The sequence below is a fragment of the Stenotrophomonas sp. GD03654 genome (assembly GCF_029845105.1).
GTDB lineage: Bacteria > Pseudomonadota > Gammaproteobacteria > Xanthomonadales > Xanthomonadaceae > Stenotrophomonas > Stenotrophomonas africana.
On record NZ_JAOCLC010000047.1, the window covers coordinates 15,979 to 42,022 of the forward strand.

General features: G+C 67.6%; 23 protein-coding genes and 1 pseudogene. All 24 read left to right on the forward strand.

The annotated features are described in order from the left end of the window. The first annotated feature begins 4 nt into the window (after positions 1-4). Positions 5-1,009: a flagellar motor switch protein FliM gene (gene fliM / locus N5J73_RS16510; RefSeq protein WP_049431106.1), complete on the forward strand. Its 1,005-nt coding sequence runs from the start codon at positions 5-7 to the stop codon at positions 1,007-1,009. Next, on the forward strand, positions 1,006-1,341 hold the full coding sequence (gene fliN / locus N5J73_RS16515; protein ID WP_005409543.1) for a flagellar motor switch protein FliN: 336 nt from the start codon (positions 1,006-1,008) through the stop codon (positions 1,339-1,341). Before fliM ends, fliN begins: the two co-directional genes overlap by 4 nt. A gap of 17 nt (positions 1,342-1,358) precedes the next feature. After that, the gene (fliO, locus tag N5J73_RS16520) at positions 1,359-1,757 is read left to right on the forward strand and encodes a flagellar biosynthetic protein FliO (RefSeq protein ID WP_170272481.1); all 399 of its coding nucleotides are present in this window, start codon (positions 1,359-1,361) and stop codon (positions 1,755-1,757) included. Between the two features lies 1 nt (position 1,758). Next, positions 1,759-2,538 carry a flagellar type III secretion system pore protein FliP gene (fliP, locus tag N5J73_RS16525; RefSeq protein ID WP_049444839.1) on the forward strand — a complete coding sequence of 260 codons (780 nt, stop codon included), beginning with the start codon at positions 1,759-1,761 and terminating at the stop codon, positions 2,536-2,538. Between the two features lie 51 nt (positions 2,539-2,589). After that, positions 2,590-2,859, forward strand: coding sequence for a flagellar biosynthetic protein FliQ (locus N5J73_RS16530; protein WP_012510965.1), 270 nt, complete (start codon positions 2,590-2,592; stop codon positions 2,857-2,859). A gap of 13 nt (positions 2,860-2,872) precedes the next feature. Further along, the gene (gene fliR / locus N5J73_RS16535; RefSeq protein WP_005409539.1) at positions 2,873-3,664 is read left to right on the forward strand and encodes a flagellar biosynthetic protein FliR; all 792 of its coding nucleotides are present in this window, start codon (positions 2,873-2,875) and stop codon (positions 3,662-3,664) included. A gap of 164 nt (positions 3,665-3,828) precedes the next feature. Next, positions 3,829-5,964 carry a bifunctional diguanylate cyclase/phosphodiesterase gene (locus tag N5J73_RS16540; protein ID WP_049444842.1) on the forward strand — a complete coding sequence of 712 codons (2,136 nt, stop codon included), beginning with the start codon at positions 3,829-3,831 and terminating at the stop codon, positions 5,962-5,964. 143 nt (positions 5,965-6,107) lie between these two features. Then, positions 6,108-7,238, forward strand: coding sequence for a flagellar biosynthesis protein FlhB (gene flhB / locus N5J73_RS16545; protein WP_049444843.1), 1,131 nt, complete (start codon positions 6,108-6,110; stop codon positions 7,236-7,238). A 44-nt stretch (positions 7,239-7,282) separates the two neighbouring features. Then, positions 7,283-9,343 (forward strand): flagellar biosynthesis protein FlhA, encoded by a 2,061-nt coding sequence (gene flhA, locus N5J73_RS16550; RefSeq protein ID WP_192840558.1) that lies wholly within the window; start codon positions 7,283-7,285, stop codon positions 9,341-9,343. Positions 9,344-9,488: 145 nt separating this feature from the next. Further along, positions 9,489-11,111 carry a flagellar biosynthesis protein FlhF gene (gene flhF / locus N5J73_RS16555; RefSeq protein ID WP_049444847.1) on the forward strand — a complete coding sequence of 541 codons (1,623 nt, stop codon included), beginning with the start codon at positions 9,489-9,491 and terminating at the stop codon, positions 11,109-11,111. Further along, on the forward strand, positions 11,098-11,985 hold the full coding sequence (locus N5J73_RS16560; RefSeq protein WP_010482449.1) for a P-loop NTPase: 888 nt from the start codon (positions 11,098-11,100) through the stop codon (positions 11,983-11,985). Before flhF ends, N5J73_RS16560 begins: the two co-directional genes overlap by 14 nt. Beyond that, entirely contained in the window at positions 11,982-12,725 is a 744-nt protein-coding gene (locus N5J73_RS16565; RefSeq protein ID WP_049401180.1) for an RNA polymerase sigma factor FliA, read from the forward strand. Before N5J73_RS16560 ends, N5J73_RS16565 begins: the two co-directional genes overlap by 4 nt. Positions 12,726-12,782: 57 nt before the next feature. Then, the gene (gene cheY / locus N5J73_RS16570) at positions 12,783-13,175 is read left to right on the forward strand and encodes a chemotaxis response regulator CheY (RefSeq protein WP_006365466.1); all 393 of its coding nucleotides are present in this window, start codon (positions 12,783-12,785) and stop codon (positions 13,173-13,175) included. Then, complete coding sequence (locus N5J73_RS16575) at positions 13,175-13,780, forward strand: protein phosphatase CheZ (RefSeq protein WP_006442968.1); 606 nt, start codon at positions 13,175-13,177, stop codon at positions 13,778-13,780. Before cheY ends, N5J73_RS16575 begins: the two co-directional genes overlap by 1 nt. Before the next feature lie 2 nt (positions 13,781-13,782). After that, a complete protein-coding gene (locus tag N5J73_RS16580; RefSeq protein ID WP_049444849.1) occupies positions 13,783-15,627 on the forward strand; it encodes a chemotaxis protein CheA in 1,845 nt (614 codons plus the stop codon). A 90-nt stretch (positions 15,628-15,717) separates the two neighbouring features. Next, complete coding sequence (locus tag N5J73_RS16585; protein ID WP_049444851.1) at positions 15,718-16,458, forward strand: flagellar motor protein; 741 nt, start codon at positions 15,718-15,720, stop codon at positions 16,456-16,458. Position 16,459: 1 nt separating this feature from the next. Further along, positions 16,460-17,305: pseudogene (gene motD, locus N5J73_RS16590) on the forward strand (flagellar motor protein MotD); the annotation flags it as partial. Between the two features lie 175 nt (positions 17,306-17,480). Continuing rightward, positions 17,481-18,263: a ParA family protein gene (locus N5J73_RS16595; protein ID WP_049444855.1), complete on the forward strand. Its 783-nt coding sequence runs from the start codon at positions 17,481-17,483 to the stop codon at positions 18,261-18,263. Beyond that, the gene (locus N5J73_RS16600; protein WP_049444858.1) at positions 18,260-19,489 is read left to right on the forward strand and encodes a chemotaxis protein CheW; all 1,230 of its coding nucleotides are present in this window, start codon (positions 18,260-18,262) and stop codon (positions 19,487-19,489) included. Before N5J73_RS16595 ends, N5J73_RS16600 begins: the two co-directional genes overlap by 4 nt. Before the next feature lie 236 nt (positions 19,490-19,725). Further along, entirely contained in the window at positions 19,726-20,034 is a 309-nt protein-coding gene (locus N5J73_RS16605) for an STAS domain-containing protein (protein WP_049444859.1), read from the forward strand. After that, positions 20,031-20,396 (forward strand): response regulator, encoded by a 366-nt coding sequence (locus N5J73_RS16610; protein ID WP_005409521.1) that lies wholly within the window; start codon positions 20,031-20,033, stop codon positions 20,394-20,396. Before N5J73_RS16605 ends, N5J73_RS16610 begins: the two co-directional genes overlap by 4 nt. 45 nt (positions 20,397-20,441) lie before the next feature. After that, a complete protein-coding gene (locus N5J73_RS16615) occupies positions 20,442-22,430 on the forward strand; it encodes a chemotaxis protein CheA (protein ID WP_049444861.1) in 1,989 nt (662 codons plus the stop codon). A 383-nt stretch (positions 22,431-22,813) separates the two neighbouring features. Next, positions 22,814-25,063, forward strand: coding sequence for a methyl-accepting chemotaxis protein (locus N5J73_RS16620; protein WP_279941206.1), 2,250 nt, complete (start codon positions 22,814-22,816; stop codon positions 25,061-25,063). 204 nt (positions 25,064-25,267) lie between these two features. Further along, on the forward strand, positions 25,268-26,041 hold the full coding sequence (locus N5J73_RS16625) for a flagellar brake protein (RefSeq protein ID WP_049448760.1): 774 nt from the start codon (positions 25,268-25,270) through the stop codon (positions 26,039-26,041). The last annotated feature ends 3 nt before the right edge of the window (positions 26,042-26,044 follow it).

The following is a 26,044-nucleotide window of genomic DNA, read 5'->3' on the forward strand; positions in this document are numbered from 1 at the left end:
ACCGATGAATGACCTGCTGTCCCAGGACGAGATTGATGCCCTGCTCCACGGCGTGGACAGTGGTGCGGTCGAGACCGATCCGGAACCGCCGTCCGGCGAAGCACGTTCGTACGACTTCGCCAGCCAGGACCGCATCATCCGCGGTCGCATGCCGACCCTGGAAATGGTCCACGAGCGCTTCGCGCGCCTCTGGCGGATCGGCCTGTTCAACCTGATCCGCCGCTCGGCCGAGCTGTCGGTGCGCGGCATCGAGCTGATCAAGTTCAACGACTACATGCACTCGCTGTATGTGCCGACCAACCTGAACCTGATCCGCTTCAAGCCGCTGCGCGGTACCGGCCTGATCGTGTTCGAACCGACCCTGGTGTTCGCCATCGTCGACAACTTCTTCGGCGGCGACGGGCGCTACCCCACCCGCATCGAAGGCCGCGAGTTCACCGCCACCGAAATGCGGGTGATCCACCTGCTGCTGAAGCAGACCTTCGCCGACCTTCGCGAAGCCTGGGCACCGGTGATGGATGTCGACTTCGAGTACATCAACTCGGAAATCAACCCGCACTTCGCCAACATCGTGACCCCGCGCGAATACGTGGTGGTGTGCCGACTGCACGTCGAGCTCGACGGCGGTGGCGGCGACATCCACGTGACCCTGCCGTACTCGATGCTGGAGCCGATCCGCGAGCTGCTCGACGCCGGCATCCAGAGCGACCGCAACGATCGCGACGAGAGCTGGGGGCAGACCCTTCGCGAGCAGCTCAACATCGCCGAGGTGACCCTGTCCAGCGTGCTGGCCAGCAAGCGCATGACGCTGCGTGACCTGACCCAGCTGAAGGTAGGCGACATCCTGCCGATCGAGCTCAGCCCGCAGGTGCCGTTGTGCGTGGAGAACATCCCGGTGTTCACCGGCGAGTTCGGCATCGCCAACGGCATGAACGCCGTGAAGATCACCGCTACCCATCCGCCGGGCACCCGTCCGCGCGTACCCGTCATCCAGGAAGACCCGCAATGAACGATATCGACGCCCTCGAACCCACCCCGGCCCAGTTCAGCAGCCTGCAGGCCGATGAGGCGAACGGTCCGGACCTGAATCTGGACGTGATCCTGGACGTGCCGGTGACCCTGTCGCTGGAAGTCGGTCGCGCGCGCCTGCCGATCCGCAACCTGCTGCAGCTCAATCAGGGCTCGGTGGTGGAACTGGAACGCGGCGCCGGCGAATCGCTGGATGTGTTCGTCAACGGCACCCTGATCGCCCATGGCGAAGTGGTGGTGATCAATGACCGCTTCGGCGTGCGCCTGACCGACGTGGTCAGCCCGAGCGAGCGGATCCGGAGACTGCGTTGAGCCTGCTGGCCTCCACTCTGCTGGCGGTCGGCAAGGCCGCCGCTCCGGTCGGCCCGCAGATCGGCCAGCACGCAGCCGCCGCACCGAGCCTGTTCGGCGCGGTGCTGGCGCTGCTGGCAGTGCTCGCGCTGGTCATCGGACTCGGCTGGCTGCTCAAGCGCATGCCCGGCAGCGGCTTCCGCCCTGCCGAAGGCATGAAGCTGGTGGCCAGCCTCAGTGTCGGCGCCAAGGAACGCGTGGTGGTGGTCGAGGTCAATGGCCAGCAACTGCTGCTGGGCGTCACCGCCGGCGGCATCAACACCCTGCATACCCTGCCCGAACCGTTGCCGCCACCGGCACCGGTGCGCGTGCCGGATTTCAAGAACCTGCCGAATTTCGCCCAGCTGCTGCAGCAGCGGCTGCGCAAGGATCCCTGACATGCGTGTCACCCGTACCCGTCTTGCCACCCTGATGCCGTGGCTGCTGTTGCTTGCCCTGTGCCTGTTGCCTGCGCTGGCGTTCGCCGCGCCCGGTACGCCGGCCACCCCGCTGCCGGACATCAACGTGGGCAAGATCGGCGGTGCGCCGGTCAGCCTGCCGCTGCAGACCCTGCTGCTGATGACGGCGATCACCCTGATCCCGTCGATGCTGCTGGTGCTGACCTCGTTCACCCGCATCATCATCGTGCTGGGCCTGCTGCGCCAGGCGCTGGGCACCGGCCAGACGCCGTCCAACCAGGTGCTGCTGGGCCTGGCCCTGTTCCTTACCGCAATGATCATGCTGCCCACCTGGGACAAGGCCTGGAGCACCGGCATGGCGCCGTACCTCAACGGCGACATCGACTTCCAGACCGCCTGGACGCTGACCACCACGCCGCTGCGCGCCTTCATGCTGGCGCAGATCCGCGAGACCGACCTGATGACCTTCGCCGGCATCGCCGGGCACGGCACCTACACCAGCCCCGATGCGATCCCGTTCCCGGTGCTGGTCGCCTCGTTCGTCACCAGCGAACTGAAGACCGCCTTCGAAATCGGATTCCTGATCTTCATCCCGTTCGTGATCATCGACCTGGTCGTGGCCAGCGTACTGATGTCGATGGGCATGATGATGCTGTCGCCGATGCTGGTGTCGGCACCGTTCAAGATCCTGCTGTTTGTGCTGGTGGATGGCTGGGTGCTGACCGTGGGTACGTTGGCGGCGAGCTTCAATCCGGCGTGATTGAAAGGCAGTCGAGCATGGCTCGACGCTACATAAGAAGATGGAACCCGAATGACTCCCGAACTTGCCTTGACCGAACTGCGTGGCGGCCTGATCACCGTGCTGTGGGTGGCCGGCCCGCTGCTGCTGACCGTACTGGTGGTGGGCGTGGTGGTGGGCGTGGTGCAGGCTGCGACCCAGCTCAACGAACCAACCATCGCCTTCGTTGCCAAGGCGGCGGCGCTGACTGCGGTGCTGTTCGCGCTGGGAAGCCTGCTGATCGGCCACCTGGTTGAATTCACCACGCTGCTGTTCCAGCGCATCCCGCACCTGATCGGTTAGGACACGCACCTCGATGGACGCCGCCACCCAGATGGCTGCCGACGGCCTGCAGGCCTTCGGCATGATCGGCACCGTACTGTGGACCATGCTGCGCATCGGTGCGGTGGCCATGGCCATGCCCATGGTCGGTACCCGCGCGGTGCCGGCACGGATCCGCGTGATCCTGGCCGGTACCCTTGCCATCGCGCTGGCGCCGCTGCTGCCACCAGTTCCGGACTGGACCGGTTTCGATGCCGCCACGGTCCTGACCATCGCCCGCGAACTGGCCATCGGCGTATCCATCGGCTTCCTGCTGCGGCTGGTGTTCGAGGCCGGCGCGATGGCCGGCGAACTGATCGCACAGGGCACCGGCCTGGCCTTCGCGCAGATGAGCGACCCGCTGCGTGGCGGCACATCGGGCGTGATCGGCCAGTGGTTCTACCTGCTGTTCGGCCTGCTGTTCTTCACCGCCAACGGCCATCTGGCGCTGATCTCGCTGGTGGTGGACAGCTACCGCGCCCTGCCCATCGGCGCGCCCCTGCCCGACCCGCACGCGTTCTTCAGCATCGCCCCGACCTTCCTGCTGACCGTGCTGCGTGGCGCGCTGACTCTGGCCATCCCGCTGACCGTGGCGATGCTGGCGGTCAACCTGGCCTTCGGCGTGCTGGCCCGCGCCGCGCCGGCACTGAATCCGATCCAGCTGGGCCTGCCGGTCTCGCTGCTGCTGGGCCTGTTCCTGCTGGCGTTGCTGGCCGGGGAAATGGGCCCGCCGGTACAGCGCCTGTTCGATGCCGCCTTCCAGGCTGCGGACGCGGTCACACACTGACCCGATCATCACGTTTTTCTGCTTGCCCTGCCCCCGGGGCTGCGCGTTAGAGTGAATGCGCGGCAACCGGGGGGATGCCGCACGTGGCCGCCGCTCTGCGTCGGCCTGCCTCATGCATGCCCCACCGTGGTTTCCGTCGACAGGCAGGTCCGGGAGACTGACGAATGCTGGTAGGCACGTACAACCCATGGCTGGTGGCGACCTCATTGCTGGTTGCCGTGATGGCGTCCTACACCGCACTGGCGATGGCCGGGCGCACCGTCACCGCGCCCGGCAAGGGCGCGACCTGGTGGTGGCGCCTGGGCGGCGGTTTTGCGATGGGGCTGGGCATCTGGTCGATGCACTTCATCGGCATGCTCGCCTTCGACCTGCCCATTCCCTTGGGCTACGACCTGCCCATCACCCTGCTGTCGCTGGCCCTGGCCATCGCCTCGTCGGTGTTCGCACTGTGGCTGGTTTCGCTGCGCACCCTGCCGCACCGGAGATTGGCCGGCGGCGCCCTGCTGATGGGCACCGGTATCGCCGGCATGCATTACGTTGGCATGGCTGCAATGCGCATGCAGCCGGGCATCGACTACGACCCGGGCTGGCTGCTTTTTTCGCTGCTGGTAGCGGTGGCCGCTTCGTGGACCGCCTTGTACGTAGCCTTCCGCCTGCGCGCGCAGCGCACCCGCATCGGTGATCGTCTCGCAGCGGCGGGCCTGCTCGGGCTGGCCATCGTCGGCATGCACTACACCGGCATGGCCGCCGCACGCTTTCCGGAGGGCAGCATCTGCGGCGCAGCCGTCGGCGATGGGTTGCAGAGCGAATGGCTAGCCATGCTGGTGGTGATGCTCACCGTGGCGATCCTGGCCGTGGTGCTGGTGGTGTCCTGGCTGGACCAGCGGGTGGAGGCGCAGCTGCTGCGCCTGCGCAATTCCCTGTTGAGCACCTCGCTGACCGACGCGCAGCAGGAACTGACCCAGGCCGCACTGCACGACCCACTCACCCGCTTGCCCAACCGCCTGCTGCTGCAGCGTCGCATCGTGCAGGCACTGGCCGAGGCCGAACAGGGCGGCAGCCGTTTCGCTGTGATGTTCATGGACCTGGATGGCTTCAAGCAGGTCAACGATGCCTATGGCCATCAGGCCGGCGACGCGCTGCTGGTGGCAGTGGCCGAGCGCACCCGCCAGCTGCTACGTCCCAACGACATGCTGGCGCGGTTGGGCGGTGACGAATTCGTGCTGGTGGTGCGCATCGAGCACGATGAAGACTTGCCGACGCTGGCCCGGCGCATCCTGCAGGCGGTCGGCAGCGGCCCCCTGCTGCCGGACAACGAACTCCAGGTAACCGCCAGCATCGGCGTGGCGATCTGCCCGGATCACGCCGCCAGCGAACGGCAGCTGATGGCGTTTGCCGATGCAGCGATGTACCAGGCCAAGGAATCCGGACGCAACGCCTTCGTGCTGTTCGCCGACTGGATGAATGACAGCGCCGAACAACAATTCCGGCTGCTGGCCGACCTGCGCCGGGCCATTGGCAGCGAGCAGCTGTTTCTGCACTACCAGCCCAAGATCCGCGTGGCCACGCAGAAGGTGGCCGGTGCCGAAGCATTGATCCGCTGGCACCATCCGGAGCATGGCCTGATTCCGCCGGACCGCTTCATCCGGCTGGCCGAGCGCAGCGGCGCCATCAACGATATCGGGCGCTGGGCGCTGGACCAGGCCTGCCTGCAGCTGCGCCGCTGGCATGACGCCGGCCACGAAGGCTGGTCGATGTCGGTGAACCTGTCGCCGGTGCAGTTCAGTTCGCCGCACCTGCTGCAGGACGTGCGCGAAGTGATCGAACGCCATGGCATTGCCCCGCGCCACCTGGTGCTGGAGATCACCGAAAGCACGGTGATGCGCGATACCGATACCAGCCTGCGCCTGCTGCAGGCGCTCTCGGCACTGGGCGTGGGCATCTCCATCGATGACTTCGGCACCGGCTATTCCAGCCTGCTGTACCTGAAGCGGCTGCCGGCCACCGAGATCAAGATCGACCATGCCTTCGTGCGCGATCTGGAACACAGCGCCGAGGATGTGGTGATCGTCTCGGCGATCGTGGCGCTGGGCCACGCGCTGGACATGGACATCGTGGCCGAAGGCGTGGAAACCGCCGCCCAGCGCGCCTACCTGGAGCGGCTGGGCTGCGACTACCTGCAGGGCTACCTGCTCGGCCGCCCGGTGGATGCGGCGCGCTTCATGCAGCTGCACGACCTGCCGCGGCCGCGGGTGGAGTTGGCGCAGAGCCCGCCGCCCAGCGGCAACGCGCCCCTGTAGCCGAGCCCGCGCCCGGCTCCCCCCCGGGCATGACCCGGCGCTGCCGGTGCCTGCTCTGGTAGGTGCCAACCTTGGTTGGCGCATGAACCCGTCACGGCATGGTTCTTGCAGGCACCCCGGCATCTCCTGCCGCAGTGCCCGTGATGTCCGAAGACGAATCCGCCGGCGAAAAGACCGAACAACCCACCGAAAAACGCCTGCGCGACGCCCGTGAACAGGGCAACCTGCCGCGCTCGCGCGAACTCGGCACGGCCGCCGTATTCGGCGCCGGCGTACTGGCGGTGATGGCCATGAGCGGTTCGATCGGCCGCGGCGCCAGCGCCTGGATGAAGCACGCGCTCAGCCCCGAACAGAGCCTGCGGCAGAACCCGAAGGAACTGTTCGGCCACTTCGGCGACCTGCTGCTGCAGTTCATGCTGGTGATCGCGCCGCTGGTGCTGGTCTGCCTGCTGGCCAGTTTCGTCGCACCTCTGGTGATGGGCGGCCTGCGCTGGTCGCAGAAAGCATTGCTGCCCGACATCAACCGCATGAATCCGATGAGCGGGCTCAAGCGCCTGTATGGCCCGGAGGCCATCGCCGAGTTCACCAAGTCGCTGCTGCGCGTGGCCTTCGTCGGCGTCGCCGCCGGGCTGGTAGTCTGGACCGGCTTTGACACCCTGCGCGGGCTGATCCACCACCCGCTGGAGACCGCCATCACCGACGGCCTCGGCTTCACCCTGCGCCTGCTGCTGGCCACCGCCGGCGCGATGCTGGTGCTGGCCGCCATCGACGCGCCGTACCAGCGCTGGAACTGGATGCGCAAGCTGAAGATGACCCGTGAAGAACTGCGCCGGGAAATGAAGGAAAGCGAAGGCAGCCCCGAGGTGAAGGGCCGCATCCGCCAGCTGCAGCAGCAGATGGCCAACCGCCGGATGATGGAAGCAGTGCCCACGGCCGACGTGGTGGTGGTCAACCCCACCCACTATGCGGTGGCGCTGAAGTACGAGGGTGGCGCCATGAACGCCCCCACCGTGGTCGCGCTGGGCGTGGACGAGACCGCCCTGCGCATCCGTGAAGTGGCCGACGGCAACAAGGTGGCGATCGTCTCCGCCCCGCCTTTGGCACGCGCCTTGTATCGGGAAGGCCAACTCGGAAAGGAAATCCCCGTGAGACTGTATTCGGCCGTCGCCCAGGTCCTGTCCTACGTCTACCAGCTGCGCGCCTGGCGTACTGGCCCGATGCCGGACGCCCCGCACATCCAGGTGGATGAATTCGGCAAGGGAGGCCGCCCGTGAGCGCCCAGCCCTCCACCGGTTTCAACACCCGCCGCGCCCTGGAAATGATCCGCCAGGGCCTTGGCGCGCCGTTGATCGTGCTGGCCCTGCTGGCCATGGTCGTGGTGCCGCTGGCCGCGCCGGTGCTCGATGCGCTGTTCACTTTCAACATCGCCATCTCGCTGATGGTGCTGCTGGCGGTGGTCTACGTGAAGCGTCCGCTGGACTTCACCATCTTCCCGATCGTGCTGCTGATCACCACCATGCTGCGGCTGGCGCTGAACGTGGCCTCCACCCGCGTCATCCTGCTGAACGGCCAGAACGGCCACGACGCCGCGGGCAAGGTCATCGCCGCCTTCGGCGAATTCGTGATCGGCGGCAACTACGCGGTGGGCATCGTGGTGTTCGCGATCCTCACCATCATCAACTTCGTGGTGATCACCAAGGGCGCCGGCCGCGTCTCGGAAGTGACCGCGCGCTTCATCCTCGACGCGATGCCCGGCAAGCAGATGGCGATCGACGCCGACCTCAACGCCGGTTTGCTGACGCGTGAAGAAGCCAAGCTGCGCCGCGAGGAAGTCCGCGAGGAAGCCGACTTCTACGGCGCGATGGACGGTGCCAGCAAGTTCATCCGTGGTGATGCCATCGCCGGCATCCTGATCCTGTTCATCAACATGCTCGGCGGCCTGGCCGTGGGCGTGCTGCAGCATGGCATGCCGTTCGGCGACGCCGCCGCCACCTACACCCTGCTGTCGATCGGTGACGGGCTGGTGGCGCAGCTGCCGGCGCTGCTGGTCTCCAGCGCGGTGGCGATGCTGGTCACCCGCGCCTCGCGCTCGCAGGACATGGCCCAGGCGATGACCGGCCAGGTGTTCGGCCAGTACCGCGCGCTGGCGATCACCGCCGGCATCATCGGCGTGGTCGGCCTGGTGCCGGGCATGCCCAACGTCGCTTTCCTGACGCTGTCCGCGATCCTCGGCTTCATCGCCTGGAAGATCTACCGCAAGGGCAAGGCCGCGGCCACCGATCCGGCAGCCGCCGGCAATGACGCTGCCGCACTCAACGCACTCGGCCGCCCGGCGGCACCAGCGCCGACCGCCGAACTGAGCTGGGACGAACTGCGCCCGGTCGATCCGCTGGGCCTGGAGGTCGGCTACCGGCTGATCCCGCTGGTGGACAGCAACCAGGGCGGCGAGCTGATGGCGCGCATCAAGGGCGTGCGCCGCAAGCTGACCCAGGATGTCGGTTTCCTGATTCCGTCGGTGCACATCCGCGACAATCTGGAACTTCCGGCCAACGGCTACCGCGTGCTGGTGCACGGCGTGCCGGTGGCCACCGCCGAGATCCATCCCGACCGCGAGCTGGCCCTTGATCCGGGCAGCGCGCTGGGCACCCTGGAGGGCATCGCCGGCAAGGACCCCGCGTTCGGCCTGGATGCCACCTGGATCCAGCCGCACCAGCGCGCCCAGGCCGAAACGCTGGGCTACACCGTGGTCGATCCGGCCACCGTGGTCGCCACCCATCTGTCGCACCTGATCCGCGAACACGCGCCCGAGCTGCTCGGCCACGAAGAGGTGCAGCACCTGCTGGCCAACCTGGCCAAGAGCGCGCCCAAGCTCGTCGAAGATCTGACGCCGAAGGCGCTGCCGCTGTCGGCGGTGGTGCGCGTGCTGCAGAACCTGCTGGTCGAGCGCATTCCGATCCGCCAGCTGCGCAAGATCGCCGAAGCACTGGTCGAACACGCTCCAAACAGCCAGGACCCGGCGGTGCTGACCGCCGCCGTGCGCACCGCACTGGGCCGCTTCATCGTGCAGGAGATCGCCGGAATGTCGGCGGAGCTGCCGGTGTTCACCCTCAACCCGCAATTGGAACGTGTCTTGCAGGAGTCCACGCAGGGCAACGGCGCCGCGCTGGAACCCGGACTCGCTGAGCGACTGCACCAGAGCCTGGCCGAATGTGTCAGCAAGCAGGAAGCCCGCAACGAGCCCGCGATTGTGCTGGTACCTGGCCCGGTGCGCGCCGCGCTGGCGCGCCTGGTCCGCCACAGCGTTCCGTCGCTGTCGGTCCTGGCCTACAGCGAGGTGCCGGAGGACAAGCGCCTGAAGCTGGTCGGAACGATCAGCTGACGCCGCCCTCCGATGCGCCAGAAAACAGACACCACTTTCGAACCGACGCAACAGACAGATACCAAGGGGAACCCGCAACGTGCAGACCACCGACCACCCGAGTTCTCCGACCGCCACCCCGCCGTCTTCGTCCCGTGACCACAGCATGAAAATCAAACGATTCGTCGCCGCCGACATGCGCTCGGCCATGAACCTGGTGCGCAAGGAACATGGTCCTGACGCCGTGATCCTGTCCAACCGCCGGATCGAGGAAGGCATCGAGATCGTCGCCGCCGCCAACTACGATGAGAGCGCCGTGCAGCGTGCGCTGGAAGCCTCGCGTCGTGACATCGCTCCGCCGCCGGCGCCGAAGCCGCGCACCGCCGCCGACGCGGTGATCGCCGCCGTCACCCGACGCCGCAGCAACACCCCGGCGCCGGAACCGGTCGCCGCCACCACCTCGGCCGTGGCCGCCCTCGCCCGCGCTGCGGTCGGCGCCACTGGCCGCACCCTGGACAGTGCCGACGAGATCGTGCCGACCCGTGGCAGCAGCGGCTTCGCCGCCACCCTGGCGCGTGCCGCCGTCAACGAACCGGCGCTGCCGGAACAGATCTTCGCCCCGTTCGCTGAAGCCATCGTCGCACCGGCGCCCGCCAGCGCCACGTCGGCCAACCGCGCCCACTTCCAGATCGACCCGCCGCACGAGACTCATCACGAAAGCCCGGCCCCGGCTGTGCAGCCGCCGCCGCTGCCGACCGCTGCTGTGGCTGATGTGCAGCCCGGGATCACCGCCAGCGAACCGGCACCGGCTGAAGCCAGTGACCAAGCCAGCCCAGCACCGGTCCAGGCCCCGGCCCCGGCGCTGACCCTGGTTGCCCAGGACGACGCCGAGATCCGCCAGCTGCGCCAGGAAGTGGCCGGCATGCGCCATGTGATCGAGCGCGAAATGAACCGCTTCACCGACGAGCGCCTGCGCGGCTGCCCGGTGCGCGCCACTGCGCTGGACCTGATGGACGAGTACGGCTTCGACGCCGGCCTGGCCCGCGACGTGGCCATGCAGATCCCGCTGGAGACCGAGGCCCACCGTGGCCGCGGCCTGATGCTGGGGCTGATTTCGCGCAAGCTGCCGATCGCCCCGGTCGACCCGCTGGAAGAAGGCGGCGTGATCGCCCTTGTGGGCCCGACCGGCGCCGGCAAGACCACCACCATCGCCAAGCTGGCCTCGCGCTTCGCCGAGAAGCACGCGCCGCGTGACGTCGCCCTGGTCACCACCGACACCACCCGCATCGGCGCCCGCGAGCAGCTGTACGGCTACGGCCGCCAGCTCGGCATCGCGGTGCACGAGGCCAACAGCGGTACCGATCTGGACCAGCTGCTGGAACGCCTGAAGGACTACAAGCTGGTGCTGATCGACACCGCCGGCCTGGGCCCGCGCGACCGCGCGCTGGCCGCCCAGCTGCAGTGGCTGCGCGCCGCCCGCCAGGTGCGCACCCTGCTGGTGCTGCCGGCCAACACCAGTTTCGGCGACATGGACGAGGTGGTCCGCCGCTTCGGCGCGGCCAACCTGCAGGGCCTGGTGCTGAGCAAGCTGGACGAGACCGGCCGCTTCGGCAATGCCCTGTCGGTGGCCGTGGACCACGCCCTGCCGATCACCTGGGTGACCGATGGCCAGGACGTTCCGGAGGACCTGCACCGGGCCAGTGCAGCCAATCTCGTACTTCGCCTTGAAGATTTGCGCCGCGCGGCCGATATGCCCTGCAACCCGGAGTTGAACCATGCCGTCGCGTGAGTACGCCAAGCTGACCAAGACCTTCCCGCTGTCGGCCACCCGCAGCGAGCCGCTCGGCCCTGTGCGCACCATTGCCGTCACTGGCGGCAAGGGCGGCGTGGGCAAGACCAACGTTTCGGCCAACCTTGCCGTAGCGCTGGCCGGCATGGGCAAGCGCACCCTGCTGCTGGACGCCGACCTCGGCCTGGCCAACATCGACGTGATCCTGGGGCTGAACCCCACCTTTACCCTGGCCGACCTGGTCGCCGGCCGCTGCACGCTGGATGACGTCATCGTCGAAGGCCCGAACGGCGTGCTGGTGGTGCCGGCCGCGTCCGGCCGCCGCCACATGGCCGAACTGGCCCCGGCCGAGCACGTCGGCCTGGTCAACGTGTTCTCCGAGCTGGAACGCGAACTGGACATCATGGTGGTGGACACGGCCGCCGGCATCACCGATGGCGTGCTGACCTTCTGCCAGGCCGCGCAGGACACCGTGGTGGTGGTCTGTGACGAACCGGCTTCGATCACCGACGCCTATGCGCTGATCAAGGTACTCTCGCGCGAGCGTGGCGTGGACCGCATCCAGGTGGTGGCCAACATGGTGCGGGACCCGAACGAGGGCCGCGTGCTGTACGAGAAGCTGACCCGCGTCTGCGAGAAGTTCCTCGCCGATGTCTCCCTGAACTATCTGGGCTGCGTGCCGCAGGATGACTGGCTGCGCCTGTCGGTGCAGCGCCAGCAGCCGGTGGTGAAGGCCTACCCGTCCAGTCCTGCAGCACTGGCGATCACCGAGATCGCGCGCCGTACCGCACGCTGGCAGGCGCCGACCGAACCGCGCGGCGGCGTTGAATTCTTCCTCGAGCGCATCCTCAAGCAGCGAGGGGTGGCCGCATGAAAGGCGCAGCCCAGTACAGGGAAGTCCAGCGCTCGGCGGCCAACGAGGTGATCGCCCAGCACTCGGACCTGGTGCGGCGCATCGCCCACCACCTGGCCGCACGCCTGCCGGCGAGCGTCGAGGTCGACGATCTGATCCAGGCCGGCATGATGGGGCTGATCGAAGCCTCGCGCAGCTATGACGCTGACCAGGGTGCTTCGTTCGAGACGTACGCATCGATCCGCATCCGCGGTTCGATGATCGATGAGATCCGCCGTGGCGACTGGGTGCCGCGCTCGGTGCACCGCCGTGCACGTGATGCCGCCGCCACCATCCGCCGCCTGGAACAGAGCAGCGGCCGTGCCGCCAGCGCCACCGAAGTGGCCGCCGCGATGGAGATGCCGCTGCCCGAGTACCTGCGGCTGATGGAAGACGCCGCCCGTGGCCAGGTGCTGAGCCTTGAATCGCGCATCGAGGACCAGGGCGAGCTGGACACCGTCGCCCAGGGTGGCCCGACCCCGCAGCAGGTGCTGGAGCGCGGCGAGTTCGGCCGCGAACTGGGCAAGGCCATCGGCCACCTGCCTGAGCGCGAACAACTGGTGCTCTCGCTGTACTACGAGCAGGAACTGAACCTGAAGGAGATCGGCGCGGTGCTCGGCGTGAGCGAGTCGCGGGTCTGCCAGATCCACGGCCAGGCGGTACTGCGCCTGCGTGGCCGGCTGAAGCTGTTCGAGGCTGCCGACGCCGGCCTCGAAGAATGAACATCCCCGAGGCGGCTGCCCCCGGCCGTCCGGAATGAACAACAAAGGAATTCTGCTTTGAACAAGAACATGCGCATCCTGATCGTCGACGACTTCTCGACCATGCGTCGAATCGTCAAGAACCTGCTGGGCGACCTGGGCTTCACCAACACCGCCGAAGCCGAAGACGGGCATGCTGCGCTGTCGCTGCTGCAGAGCCAGCCGTTCGATTTCGTGGTGACTGACTGGAACATGCCGGTGATGACCGGCATCGAGCTGCTCAAGGCGATCCGTGCCGATGCCAAGCTGAAGACCCTGCCGGTGCTGATGGTCACCGCAGAAGCCAAGCGCGAGCAGATCATCGAAGCCGCCCAGAGCGGTGTGAACGGCTACATCATCAAACCGTTCACCGCACAGACGCTGGAAGAGAAGCTCGGCAAGATCTTCGAACGCCTGGCGGCCAGCGCCTGATGGATACCACGGTCGACAAGAACGCCCTCGCCCTGCGCCTGCAGGAAGCCCTGGACGCACTGGAGTCCGGTGACGAGGCCGCCTGGCGGCAGCGCATCGACGGACTGGTCGCGCTGCGCACGCAGCCGATGATGAGCGGCCTCTCGCGGCTGGCCCGCGAACTGGGACAGGCGCTGGGTGAACTGCCGACCGTGCCCAGCGAAGCCGGCGAACTGGACGATGCCTGCGCGCGCCTGGACCACGTGGTGGCGATGACCGAACAGGCCACGCACCGCACCCTGGACCTGGCCGAGGAATGCCGCAGCCTGACCGAACAGCTGCGCGCCGAAGGCCTGCAGCCTGGCCAGGACGCGCAGCTCGAGCGCATCCGCCACAACCTGACCGAGATCGCCCTGACCCAGAGCTACCAGGACCTGACCGGGCAGATCATCCGTCGTGTGGTCGGCATTGTCCGCCGCGTGCACGAAGGCTTCGGCGCGCTCGGCCTGCCGCCGGAACAGCATCGCACCGACCCGGAACTGGCCGGGCCGGCACTGAAGGGACTGGACCGCCACGCGGTCTCGCAGAACGACGCCGACGACCTGTTGTCGGATCTGGGGCTGTAAGCATGAGCGCGGTATCCGACGACATCACTGCCGATTTCATCATCGAGGCACAGGAAATCCTGGATCGCCTCGGCGAACAGCTGGTGTCGCTGGAGCAGGCACCGCAGGACAGCGATCAGCTCAACGCGGTGTTCCGCGGCTATCACACGCTCAAGGGCGGCGCCGGCTTCCTCGGCGTCACCGCCATGGTCGAGCTGTGCCACGCCGCTGAAGAAGCGCTGGGCGCCGCGCGCGCCGGGCAGGCCGTGCTGCAGGCCCACCACTTCGACGCGGCCCAGCAATCACTGGACTACCTGCAGGCGATGCTGGACGCGGTGTCGTCCGGCACCGAGCCGGGCTATGCGCCGCCGGATCTGATTGCCCAGTTCGACGTGCACGGTGGTGCCGTGGCTGCTCCCGCCGCCGCAGCAGCGCCCGCCGCGGGCGGCAGCGACCTGATCACCGACGACGAGTTCGAGGCCCTGCTCGACCAGCTTCACGGCGGCAATGCACCGACCGCCGTCTCGCCGGCAAAAAAAGCCGACGACGGACTGATCAGCGAAGACGAGTTCGAAGCCCTGCTGGACCAGCTGCACGGTGGCGCCGCGCCAGGTGCCAAGCCTGCTGCCGCCGTGGCACCGACGCCGGTGGCAGCCCCGCGCCCGGCGGCCGCACCGGCACCGGCCGCCAAGCCGGCCGCCAAGCCGCTGGCCGAGGCCGAGCACACCGTGCGCGTGGACACCAAGCGCCTGGATGCGATCGTCAACCTGATCGGCGAACTGGTGCTGTCACGCAATCGGCTCAAGACCCTGCGCGCACGCCTGCGCGATGAGGAGCTGGACCGCGCCGTGTCCACCCTGGACATCGCCACCGCACGCCTGCAGTCGGCAGTGATGCGTACCCGCATGCAGCCGGTGGGCAAGGTGTTCTCGCGCTTCCCCAAGGTTGCCCGCGACGTCGCCCGCTCGCTGAAGAAGGAAGTGGATCTGGAGCTGATCGGCGCCGAGACCGAGCTCGACCGAAATCTGGTGGAAGCTCTGGCCGACCCGCTGGTGCATCTGGTCCGCAATGCCATCGACCATGGCGTGGAAATGCCCGACCTGCGCGAAGCACAAGGGAAGCCGCGGATGGGCCATGTACGCCTGTCGGCGCAGCAGGAAGGCGACTACGTCAGCATCGAGGTGCAGGACGATGGCGCCGGCATCGACCCTGAGAAGCTGCGCGCGAAGGCGCGTGAGAAAGGCCTGATCGATCCGGAAGCCGCTGCCCGCCTGAGCAGCGAGGAGTGCCTGCACCTGGTGTTCCTGCCCGGCTTCTCGACCAAGCAGCAGGTCACCGACATCTCCGGCCGTGGCGTCGGCATGGACGTGGTGCAGTCGCGCATCCGCGAACTGAGTGGCCAGATCCAGATCCAGTCGGAACTGGGTCGTGGCAGCCGGTTCATGATCCGCGTGCCGCTGACCCTGGCCATTCTGCCAACCCTGCTGGTGCAGGCCGGTGAGGATGTGTATGCACTGCCGCTGGCGCGCGTGATGGAGGTGCTGCACGCGCCGCGTACCTCGCTGGGCTGGTTCGATGGCCGCGCCGTGCTCGACCGCCGTTCGCACACGCTGCCGCTGGTCGATCTGCGCCAGTGGCTGGATGTGACGCCCACCGCGTCGACCCTGCTGACGATCGTGGTGCTGCAGGCTGGCGAAGCGCGCTTCGGCCTGGTCGTGGACCAGGTGCGCGGGCGCGAGGAGGTGGTCATCAAGCCGCTGCCGAAAGCCCTGCGCGGCCTGCGCGGTTACGCCGGTGCAACCTTGATCGGCGATGGTCGCATGGCCTTGATCCTGGACGTGGACGGCCTGCGTACTCCGCACGACTGAGCCACTTGCTGAACCCGTAAAACTGTGAAGTCGCACCAGTAGCCCGTACCGGTGTCTCAAGTCCCATTCATACAAGCCGATACCGGATCCATGGATAGACTCAGCCTCATTGGACTCTTTCTCGCCCTGGCCTCGCTGGTCGGTGGCAGCATCCTCAAGGGCGCCGGCCTGGCGTCGTTGTGGTCGCCTGCGGCATTCGTGATCGTCATCGTCGGCACCATCGCCGCGATCCTGCTGCATACCTCGCCGGCGGTGTTCAAGCATGCGTTCAAGATCGTGCGCTGGGTCGTGCGCCCGCCGCACAGCGATCGCCGCGAACTGATCCAGCAGATCGTCGAGTGGAGCAACATCGCTCGCCGCCAGGGCCTGCTGGGCCTGGAGTCGCAGGTGGAAGCGCAGCAGGATCCGTTCCTGCGCAAAGGCCTGCAGCTGCTGGTGGACGGCGTTGAGCCCGAATCGATGCGGCACATGCTGGAAATCGAACTGGGCAGCCAGGAGCACCAGGACCAGGCCGGCGCCAAGGTCTTCGAGGCGATGGGCATCTATGCACCGACGCTGGGCATCATCGGCGCCGTGCTGGGCCTGATCGCAGTGATGAAGAACCTGGCCGACCCGAGCAAGCTCGGCCACGGCATCGCCGCAGCGTTCACTGCCACCATCTACGGCATCGCTTCGGCCAACCTGCTGTTCCTGCCGATCTCGGCCAAGCTCAAGAGTGTGATCTCGCACAACACGCGCGACCGCGAGATGGTCATTGAAGGCCTGATCTCGATCGCCCAGGGCGAGAACCCGCGCAACATCGAAACCAACCTCTCCGGCTTCCTGCACTGACATGGCCCGCCGCAAGCACCACGAAGAGCACGCCAACCACGAAGCATGGGCGATCCCCTATGCCGACCTGATGACGCTGCTGCTGGCCTTCTTCGTGGTCATGTATGCGATTTCTTCGGTCAACGAAGGCAAGTACCGGATCATGGCCGACGCCCTCACCGATGCCTTCGGCGGTGCGCCGCGCACGATCAATCCGGTGCAGGTGGGCAACAAGCAGGTGCAGGGCGGCGGATGGGACAGCCCGTCGGTGATCAAGTCCGGCACCAAGATCGGCCCGTCCGCGCCGGCACCGTCGCACGACCCGACCCTGCTGCCGTCGATGGCCTCGCAGATGCGCATGCCTGTCTCGGTGCACAACCAGGAACAGATCGCGCGCGCCGAGCGCCAGCTCAACAGCATCGCCGACCGCCTCACCGCCGCACTTGCACCGCTGATCGACCGCGGCATGATCAGCGTGCGTCGCACCGAGCTGTGGATCGAAGTCGAGATCAACAGCGACATCCTGTTCCCGACCGGCTCGGCCGCGCTGGACGTGCACGCGCGGCAGACCCTGGCCAGCCTGGCTGACGTACTGCGCGATGTACCCAACAGCGTGCGCGTGGAAGGCCACACCGACAACGTGCCGATCGCCACTGCCACCTTTCCGTCCAACTGGGAACTGTCGGCCGGGCGCGCCGCCAGCGTGGTGCACCTGTTCGCCGACCAGGGCGTGCAGCCGTCGCGGCTGGCGATGGTCGGCTACGGCCAGTTCCGCCCGCGCGAAGAGAACGACAGCGCGCAGGGACGCAACCGCAACCGCCGGGTGATGGTCATCATCCTGGCCGACACCTCGCATTCGGTGGACCCGCTCGGCCAGCGCCTGAACGCAGCCACCGGCGCCACCGACAGCACCGCTACCGAACAGGCCGCCGCAACTCCGGCCAGCGCCCCCACCTCCCCCATCGCACCGGTGAAGTTGCCGCCGGTGCCGGCTGGCAGCCGCGTCGGCGCCGCCGTTCCCCCGGCAATGAAGGAGTAATCCGATGCGCATCTGGGCAGTCGCCAACCAGAAGGGCGGAGTCGGCAAGACCACCACCACCCTCGCCCTCGGCCGCGGCCTGGCCGCGCTTGGCCATCGCGTGCTGCTGATCGATCTCGATCCGCATGCCTCGCTCAGCCGCGCCTTCGGCGTGCCGGTGGATCCGCCGCCGGCCGGCGTGCTGGAACTGTTCGGCGCCCCGCCGGCCGATCTTTCCAGCCTGTGCCATGCCAGCAGCATCCACGGCCTGGACTATGTCTGCGCACAGTCCGCGCTGGCCACGCTGGAGCGCCGCAGCGCCAACCAGCCCGGCCTCGGCCTGGCCCTGCAGAACGCGCTGGCGCGCCACCAGGGACAGCACGACTACATCCTGCTGGACTGCGCACCCACCCTCGGCCTGCTGATGATCAATGCACTGGCCGCAGCCGACCGCCTGATCATCCCGACCCAGGCCGAACCGCTGGCCCTGCATGGCCTGGATGGCATGGTCCGCACCGGAGAGATGGTCGAGCGTTCACGCCGCCGCCCGCTGCCGATCTCGATCCTGCCGACCCTGTTCGACCGCCGTACCCGCGCCGGCAACGAGTCGCTGCGCACGATGCAGGATCGTCACGGCAGCCGCGTGTGGGAAGACGCGATTCCGATTGATACCCGCATCAGCAACGCCGCCGGCCTGACCCTGCCGAGCGTCGGCGAGGACTACCCGGGCCGCGGCCTGGCTGCCTACCGCCGCGCCCTGAACTGGATTCTCGGCGAGGACGCCCGTGCCCTGGAGCAGGCCGCATGAACAGCACCGGCGTACTGGACGACTATCTGGACGAACTGCTGGGCGAAGCGATCGCCCCGGCAGCCGTCGTACTGCCAACGCCGGACAGTGCCGCCCCGGCTTCGGCCGGCGCACCGCATCCGGAACGCGAGCCGACCTGGGATGACCTGCCGGCCGAGGTGATCTACGAAACCGGGAGCGTCGCCGCTGCACCTGCCGTGGACAACGCCGCGCTGGAAGACGCCTTCGAAGCGGCGGCAACGGCCGAGCGCGAGCCCACGTGGGACGATCTGCCCGCCGAAGTGATCTACGAAACGGAGGCTGTTGCTGCTGTCCCTGCAGAGGACGACGCCACACTGGAGGCTGCCTTCGAGGCCGCCGCACTGCCTGTCGCCGCCCCCGAGCGCGAACCGACCTGGGATGACCTGCCCGACGAAGTGATCCACGAGACGGCCCCTGCTCCGGCCGCCGCCAAGGCAGGCCCGGAACCGACCTGGGACGATCTGCCGGACGAAGTGATCTACGAGACCGATACGGCCGACAGCCATCGACTCGCCCACACCGATAGCCCGAGCCTGCAGGCAGCGTTCGAGGCCGCCGCCGGTGGCGAGGACGTTGCCACGCCGCCGCCCGCCCTGGTCGCAGCATCGGTTGCGTCATCGGCCCCGCGCCCTGCGCCAGCGCCGGCCGCGCGCGCCGCCACACCGCCGCCACGCGTCGCCATCGATGCCCCCGCAGGCAACCGCCCCGGCACCTGGCAGGAACTGCAGGCGCAGGCTCACCAGCCCGCCCGCAGCCCACACCCGCAGAACCGACGCGCCGGTGAACGCACCTCGCGCTGGCTGCGCCTGCGCTGCGGCACCCAGGCCTATGCACTGGAACTGCTGAAGGTGCAGGAGGTCGTGCTGCCCGTGCCGCTGCTGCCGTTGCGCGGTACCGCCGCAGCCATGCTGGGCATCATGAACCTGCGCGGCCAGGTCGTGCCGGTGATGGATCTGGGCCTTCACCTGGGCGCAGCCGCCGCCGAAGACGACGCACAGACCCGCATCGTGGTGCTGGAGGAAGACGGCGAGACCATCGGCCTGCGCGTATCAGCGGTGGAAGACGTCGCCAACCTCACCGATTCGCAGATTGAGCCGCCGGATACCGCGCGCATCTGCCAGATCTCCAACGACCTGTTCCGTGGCGTCGCACGGGTCAGCCAGCGCCCGATGATCCTGCTTGATGCCACCCGGCTGTTGAGCTGAGCGGGAAAAAGGGGACGGAGGGGATTAAGTCGCAAGTGGCTCGGCGCTTTGCGCCGACGCGGTGCCTGTCGGGGACGCCGTTGCCGAGGGCGGCTGCAGTAGAGCCAGGTCGATTGCGACTTAATCCCCTCCGTCCCCTTTTCAACAGCGACCGCATCAACGCACCGCGTCGATTCCCCTAAAGAACCCCACCGGGGTGCCGTTATGGATCACGGAACCGTTTGTCCGGAGCAACGATGAGCACTGTCGAACTGGGTGGGGATCTCGGCATCGAGAGCACTGCCGAGCTCAAGAACCGCCTCGCCCCATTGGTGGCGCAGGCAGGCGAGCTGACCCTGGATGCAAGCCAGGTCGCCCGCATCCACACGGCCGCCGTGCAGGTGCTGTGTGCGTTCGTGCAGGCCCGCCGCGAGGCAGGCCTGGGCACCGGCTTCCACGGTTGCACCGCAACCTTCCGTGACGCCGCGCGCCTGCTGGGCGTCACCCAGGCCCTGGGCCTGGACGTAACCCATGACAACCTGAAATCTGTGGAGAACGCTGCATGAGCGCACGTATCTTGGTGGTGGACGATTCGGCGTCGATGCGCCAGATGGTGTCCTTCGCCCTCACCTCGGCCGGTTTTGCCGTCGAAGAAGCTGAAGACGGCGCGGTCGCGCTCGGTCGTGCCAAGGGCCAGCGCTTCAATGCGGTGGTCACCGACGTCAACATGCCGAACATGGACGGCATCGCGCTGATCCGTGAACTGCGCCAGCTGCCGGACTACAAGTTCACCCCGCTGCTGATGCTGACCACCGAATCGGCCGCCGACAAGAAGTCCGAAGGCAAGGCCGCCGGCGCCACCGGTTGGCTGGTCAAGCCGTTCAATCCGGAACAGCTGGTCGCCACCGTGCAGAAAGTGCTGGGCTGATCGCCCGCGCCGCTTCCCCCTCTTCGCTTCCGGACCACCACCGCCATGAGCATGGACCTGCAACGCTTCCACGCCACCTTCTTCGAGGAGAGCCGCGAAGGCCTCGACGCGATGGAGGCTGGCCTGCTGGCCCTGGAATCGGGGCAGCAGGACGCGGAGATCATCAATTCGGTGTTCCGCGCCGCCCACTCGATCAAGGGCGGCGCCGGCACCTTCGGCTTCGATGCCATCGCCGGCCTGACCCACGTGCTGGAGACGCTGCTCGATGAGCTGCGCGCCGGCAAGCGGGCCCTGGAAGGCCACGCCGTCGACGCCATGCTGTCCTCGGTGGACGTACTGCGCGCCCTGCTGCGCGAAGCCGAACACGGCCAGGCCGCCGATCCCGCTGCGGTCGCTGCGGTGAAGGCGCGCCTGGAAGCGGTGCTTTCCGGCCAGGCAGCACCCAGCGCCCCGGCTGCTGCCGCGGCCAAGGTTGACGATACGCCGGAAGCCTGGCAGATCGGCTTTACCCCGGCGCCGTCGCTGTTCATGAGCGGCAACGATCCGCTGCGCATCATCCGCGAGCTGGAACACCTCGGCTCGCTGCAGGTGGCCGCGCGCATGGAACGCCTGCCCGGCTTCGCCCAGCTCGACCCGCTGGAGGCCCACCTGGCGTGGGACCTGGGCCTGGTCGGCAAGGTGCCGCGCAGCAAGATCGAAGACACCTTCGCCTGGGTGCTGGACGACTGCGAGCTGGACATCCGTCCGGCCGCACCGCCGAGCCTGGCTACCCAGGCCCCGGCCGCAGCCGCTCCCGCTCCGGTGGCAGCGGCGCCGTCGGCACCTGCCGCGCCTGCCGCCAGCGGTGGCGCCAACCAGGAAGCGGAAACCTCGATCCGCGTCAGCGTCGACAAGGTCGATGCGCTGATCAACCTGGTCGGCGAACTGGTCATCACCCAGGCCATGCTCAAGCAGGTCTCGCACGCACTGGACCCGGTCCACGCCGAGAGCCTGTTCGCCGGCCTGGACCAGCTTGAGCGGAATACCCGCGACCTGCAGGAAGCAGTGATCGGCGTGCGCATGCTGCCGGTCGATGCAGTGTTCCGCCGCTTCCCGCGCCTGGTCCGCGATCTGTCCAGCCGGCTCGGCAAGCAGGTCCGCCTGCGCACCGTCGGCGAAGGCACCGAACTGGACAAGGGCCTGATCGAAAAGATCGCCGATCCGCTGGTTCACCTGGTGCGCAACTCGATCGACCACGGCCTGGAAATGCCCGATGTGCGTCGCGGTGCAGGCAAGGACGAGACCGGCACGATCACCCTGGCCGCCTCGCACCAGGGCGGTCACATCGTCATCGAAGTCAGCGACGACGGCCGCGGCCTCGACCGCGCCAAGATCCTGGCCAAGGCCACCGAACGCGGCCTGGCGGTGCCGGACAACCCGACCGATTCGCAGGTCTGGGACCTGATCTTCCAGCCCGGCTTCTCCACTGCTGATGCAGTCACGGACCTGTCCGGTCGTGGCGTTGGTATGGATGTGGTCCGCCGCAACATCCAGGCATTGGGTGGCGAGGTACAGATCGAAAGCAGCCTCGGCGCTGGCACGCGCACGCTGATACGCCTGCCGCTGACCCTGGCCATCCTCGACGGCATGACCGTGGCGGTGGCCGGCGAAACCCTGATCCTGCCGCTGGCCTATGTGCTTGAGGCGTTGCAGCCGCAGGCCGAGGACATCCGCAGCATGGCCGGCGAAGGCCGCGTACTGCGCGTGCGCGGCGAGTACCTGCCGATCCTGTCGCTGAGTGAGTATTACGGCTACGGCCACCGGGCACCGGGCAGCGAGTCGCTGGTGGTGGTGGTCGAAGGCGATGGCCAGAAGATCGCGCTGGAAGTGGACGAGCTGGTCGGCCAGCAGCAGGTGGTGGTGAAGAACATCGAGAACAACTACCGCCGCATCGGCGGAGTATCCGGTGCCACCATCCTGGGCGACGGCCGCGTCGCGCTGATTGTCGACATCGGCGGGCTTGTGCGTTCACTGCGGATGCCGCAGGCCGCCTGATCCACGCTGCATGTGTGTACCGGACCGCCGCCCTTCGGGGCGGCGGTTTTTGTTTGCATGCGCCCTGCCAAGGGGGCAGATCCCATTCCTGCGGAAAGGAATCTGACCCCGACCCACAACACCGTGCATTCCGTGAACTCCGTCGACGCGATGGTTTCGCGCGCAACCACGTCACTCAAGCGCAAGCCCCGCCAGGCCTGCACTTTCGCGCCGTCATCCCTACGCAGCCGAATGTGATCTGCGTCCATAAAGTCCACCCAAACTGCGCCGCTATTTCGCTTTGACGGCCGTCACCGAACCCCACCGGGCACCCCCGTTCGCTCTGCAACCACCCCCAAACCGGCGCACAGACGCCGGCACTCTGCCCACCTGGAGCACCCTGCATGAAGTGGTTCCAAGATCTGCCCATCGCCCGCAAGCTGGCCGTGGGGTTCACCCTCACCACCTTGATGACCCTGATCCTCGGCGCCTTCGCACTGCTGCGCCTGAGCGAAGCCAACGCGCAGTTGCGCGAGATGGCTGGCAACGACATCCCCTCGGTCCAGCACCTGGGCGAGGCGCGCTCGCAGCTCGGTGAGTTCCGCACCTACGAACTGGCCCAGCTGAGCATGCTGGACCAGCCGGAGAAGGTCGCCGACTACAACAAGCGCATGGACGACACCGCCAAAGCCGTGCATGACGAACTGGCGGCGTACTCGGCGCTGCCGGCGCTGGACAAGGAGCGCGAACTGTATCGCGCGGCCAGCACGCAGCTGGATCGCTACTTCGCCGCCAACAAGGCGATGCGCGAAGCCGTGGCCGCCGGCGATGGCGCCCAGGCCCAGCAGATCTCCGATGAGCAGTCACGCCCGGCGCGTCGTGACCTGTTCGCTGCAATGAAGGCACTGGGCACCCACATCGCCGGGCAGATGGACGGCAAGATTGCCGACGCCAACGCCACCCATCGCACCAGCATGATCGCGATCGTCAGCTGCATCGTGCTGCTTTCGTTGGTGGCCGCCGCACTGGCCACGGTCATCTCGCGCGCCGTCACTGGCCCGTTGGGCAAGGCCGTGCATGCCATCCAGGCGGTTGCCCGCAGCGACCTCAGCGTCAGCACCCAGGCCACCAGCAAGGACGAAGCCGGCAAGATGCTGGCCGCCACCGCCGAGATGACCGCAATGCTGCGGCGCTTCAGCGAGCAGACCCAGTTGATGGCACAGATGCACGCTGGGCCGGACATCAGCCACCGCATCCCGGAGGATTTCCCGGGTGTGTATGGCCAGCTGGCCAACGGCATCAACACGGTGATCTTCGAACACCTCGATGCAATCGTCGATGCCATTGAAGTACTCAACCAGTACGCCACCGGCAACCTCGCCCCGGACGCCCGCCGCCTGCCGGGCAGCCGCGCGATCCTGCACGAGTCGATGGATGCGGCCAAGGCCAGCCTGCTGGCCATCAACACGCAGATCCAGCAGCTGGCCTCTGCCGCTGCCGCCGGCGACTTCAGCCAGCGTGGTGATGCGCAGCGTTTCGATCACGACTTCCGCGTGATGATCGAGCAGCTGAACAGCATGATGCAGGTGGCCGACGGCAACCTCGGCCAGCTCTCGCAGCTGCTGCAGTCGATCGCCGCCGGCGATCTGACCGCACGCATGGACGGCCAGTTCAACGGCGTGTTCGCACGCATGCGTGACGATGCCAACACCACCGTTGCGCAGCTGACCCAGATCGTCGGCCAGATCCAGGCCAGCGCCGGCAGCATCACCCTGGCCGCTGGCGAGATCGCCTCGGGCAACAGCGACCTGTCGCGCCGTACCGAGCAGCAGGCCGCCAACCTGGAAGAAACCGCTGCATCGATGGAGGAACTGACCTCCACCGTGCGCCAGAACGCCGAGCACGCCCGCCAGGCCAACCAGCTCGCCATCGGCGCGCATGGCGTCGCCTCGCAGGGCGGTGAAGTGGTCGGCCAGGTGGTCACCACCATGTCGGCCATCGAAGCCTCGTCGAAGAAGATCGCCGAGATCATCAGTGTCATCGACGGCATCGCTTTCCAGACCAACATCCTGGCGCTGAACGCTGCGGTGGAAGCCGCACGTGCCGGCGAACAGGGCCGCGGCTTCGCCGTGGTCGCCAGCGAAGTGCGTACCCTCGCCCAGCGCTCGGCCGCCGCGGCCAAGGAGATCAAGGGCCTGATCGATGATTCGGTCGGCAAGGTCGCCGAAGGCTCCAGCCTGGTCCACCAGGCCGGCAGCACCATGGGCGAGATCGTCGCTTCAGTGCAGCGCGTGACCGACATCATGGCCGAGATCTCCGCCGCCTCGCAGGAACAGTCCGCCGGCATCGAGCAGGTCAACCAGACCGTGGTGCAGATGGACGAAACCACCCAGCAGAACGCCGCACTGGTGGAAGAAGCCACCGCCGCCGCGCGTGCAATGGAAGACCAGGCCGTGCAGCTGGGTGAGGCCGTGGCACGCTTCCGGCTGGCGTCACAGGGGGCCACCGTCGCGCCGGCACGCCTGACCACCGCGCCAGTGCCGCGCCAGGTGGCGGCCGCCGGGTCGGCTGCCAGGCCCGCTCCCGCTCGCCCGCTGCGCGCATCGGCAGCACAGCCAGCACTGGCCGCAGACGGCGACTGGCAGGAGTTCTGACCCACGCGGAACGCATCCGCATATCGCGTGATTCCAACTGCGCGGCGGGCCAGGGGCCAGGATCCCTTTCCTCCGGGAAAGGGATCCGACCCCGGACGCATGGAAAGTGATGCAATTCTCACTTCATAATCCGGCACAGTGGCCGATATCCCCATCGAGCCTCGCGCCAACGCGTGGTGGCGCCCGCCCTTGACCGTAGATTCCATGTCCGACGGCAACGACACTGCAGTGCATGATGTCCACGCGGCTGATGCCGCTGACGAACGTTTCCTGGTCCGTAATCCGCGCCAGCTGCGGCAGCTTCTGCGATCGCTGATCGACCAGCGATCGCTTATCAATGCGCATATCGACGGCCGCGACCGTTCGTTCCCGACCGCGCTGCTTGAGCTCGACGAGGACGAAGACACGCTGCTGCTCGATGGCAGCCTGCAGGAAGCGTCCAACCGCGCCGCCGAACAGGCCGACCATCTGCTGTGCTTCGCCCAGCTCGAACGCGTGCTGGTGCGGTTCCGCCTGCAGGCACTGCAGCGTGTGGACAACGACGGTCACGTCGCCTTCCGCGCCGCCCTGCCGGAGGAACTGGTCCATCTGCAACGGCGTGAGATGTACCGGCTGGAGACCCCGGTCACCGATTCGCCCCAGCTGCTGATCCCTGCCGGCGAGAGCCGCGCCGAAGCGCTGTCGATGCGGGTGGTGGACATCAGCGGCGGCGGCCTGGCGGTGGCCGTGCCTACCGATTGCGCGGTGTTCAGCCTGCAGAAGCGCTACCCGGCCGTGCTGTCGCTGCCCGATGGCCCGGACCTGGAGATCGAGCTGGTCGTCTGCAACCTGCTGCCGCAGCGCCAACCCAACGGCATCGAGATCAAACGCGTGGGCATGCGCTTCGACGTCCTGCCGCGTGGCGCCGACAGTGCCATCCAGCGCTACATCTTCCGCATCGACCGCCAGCGCAAGGCGCGCCGCAACGGCGAGCTGTAAAGC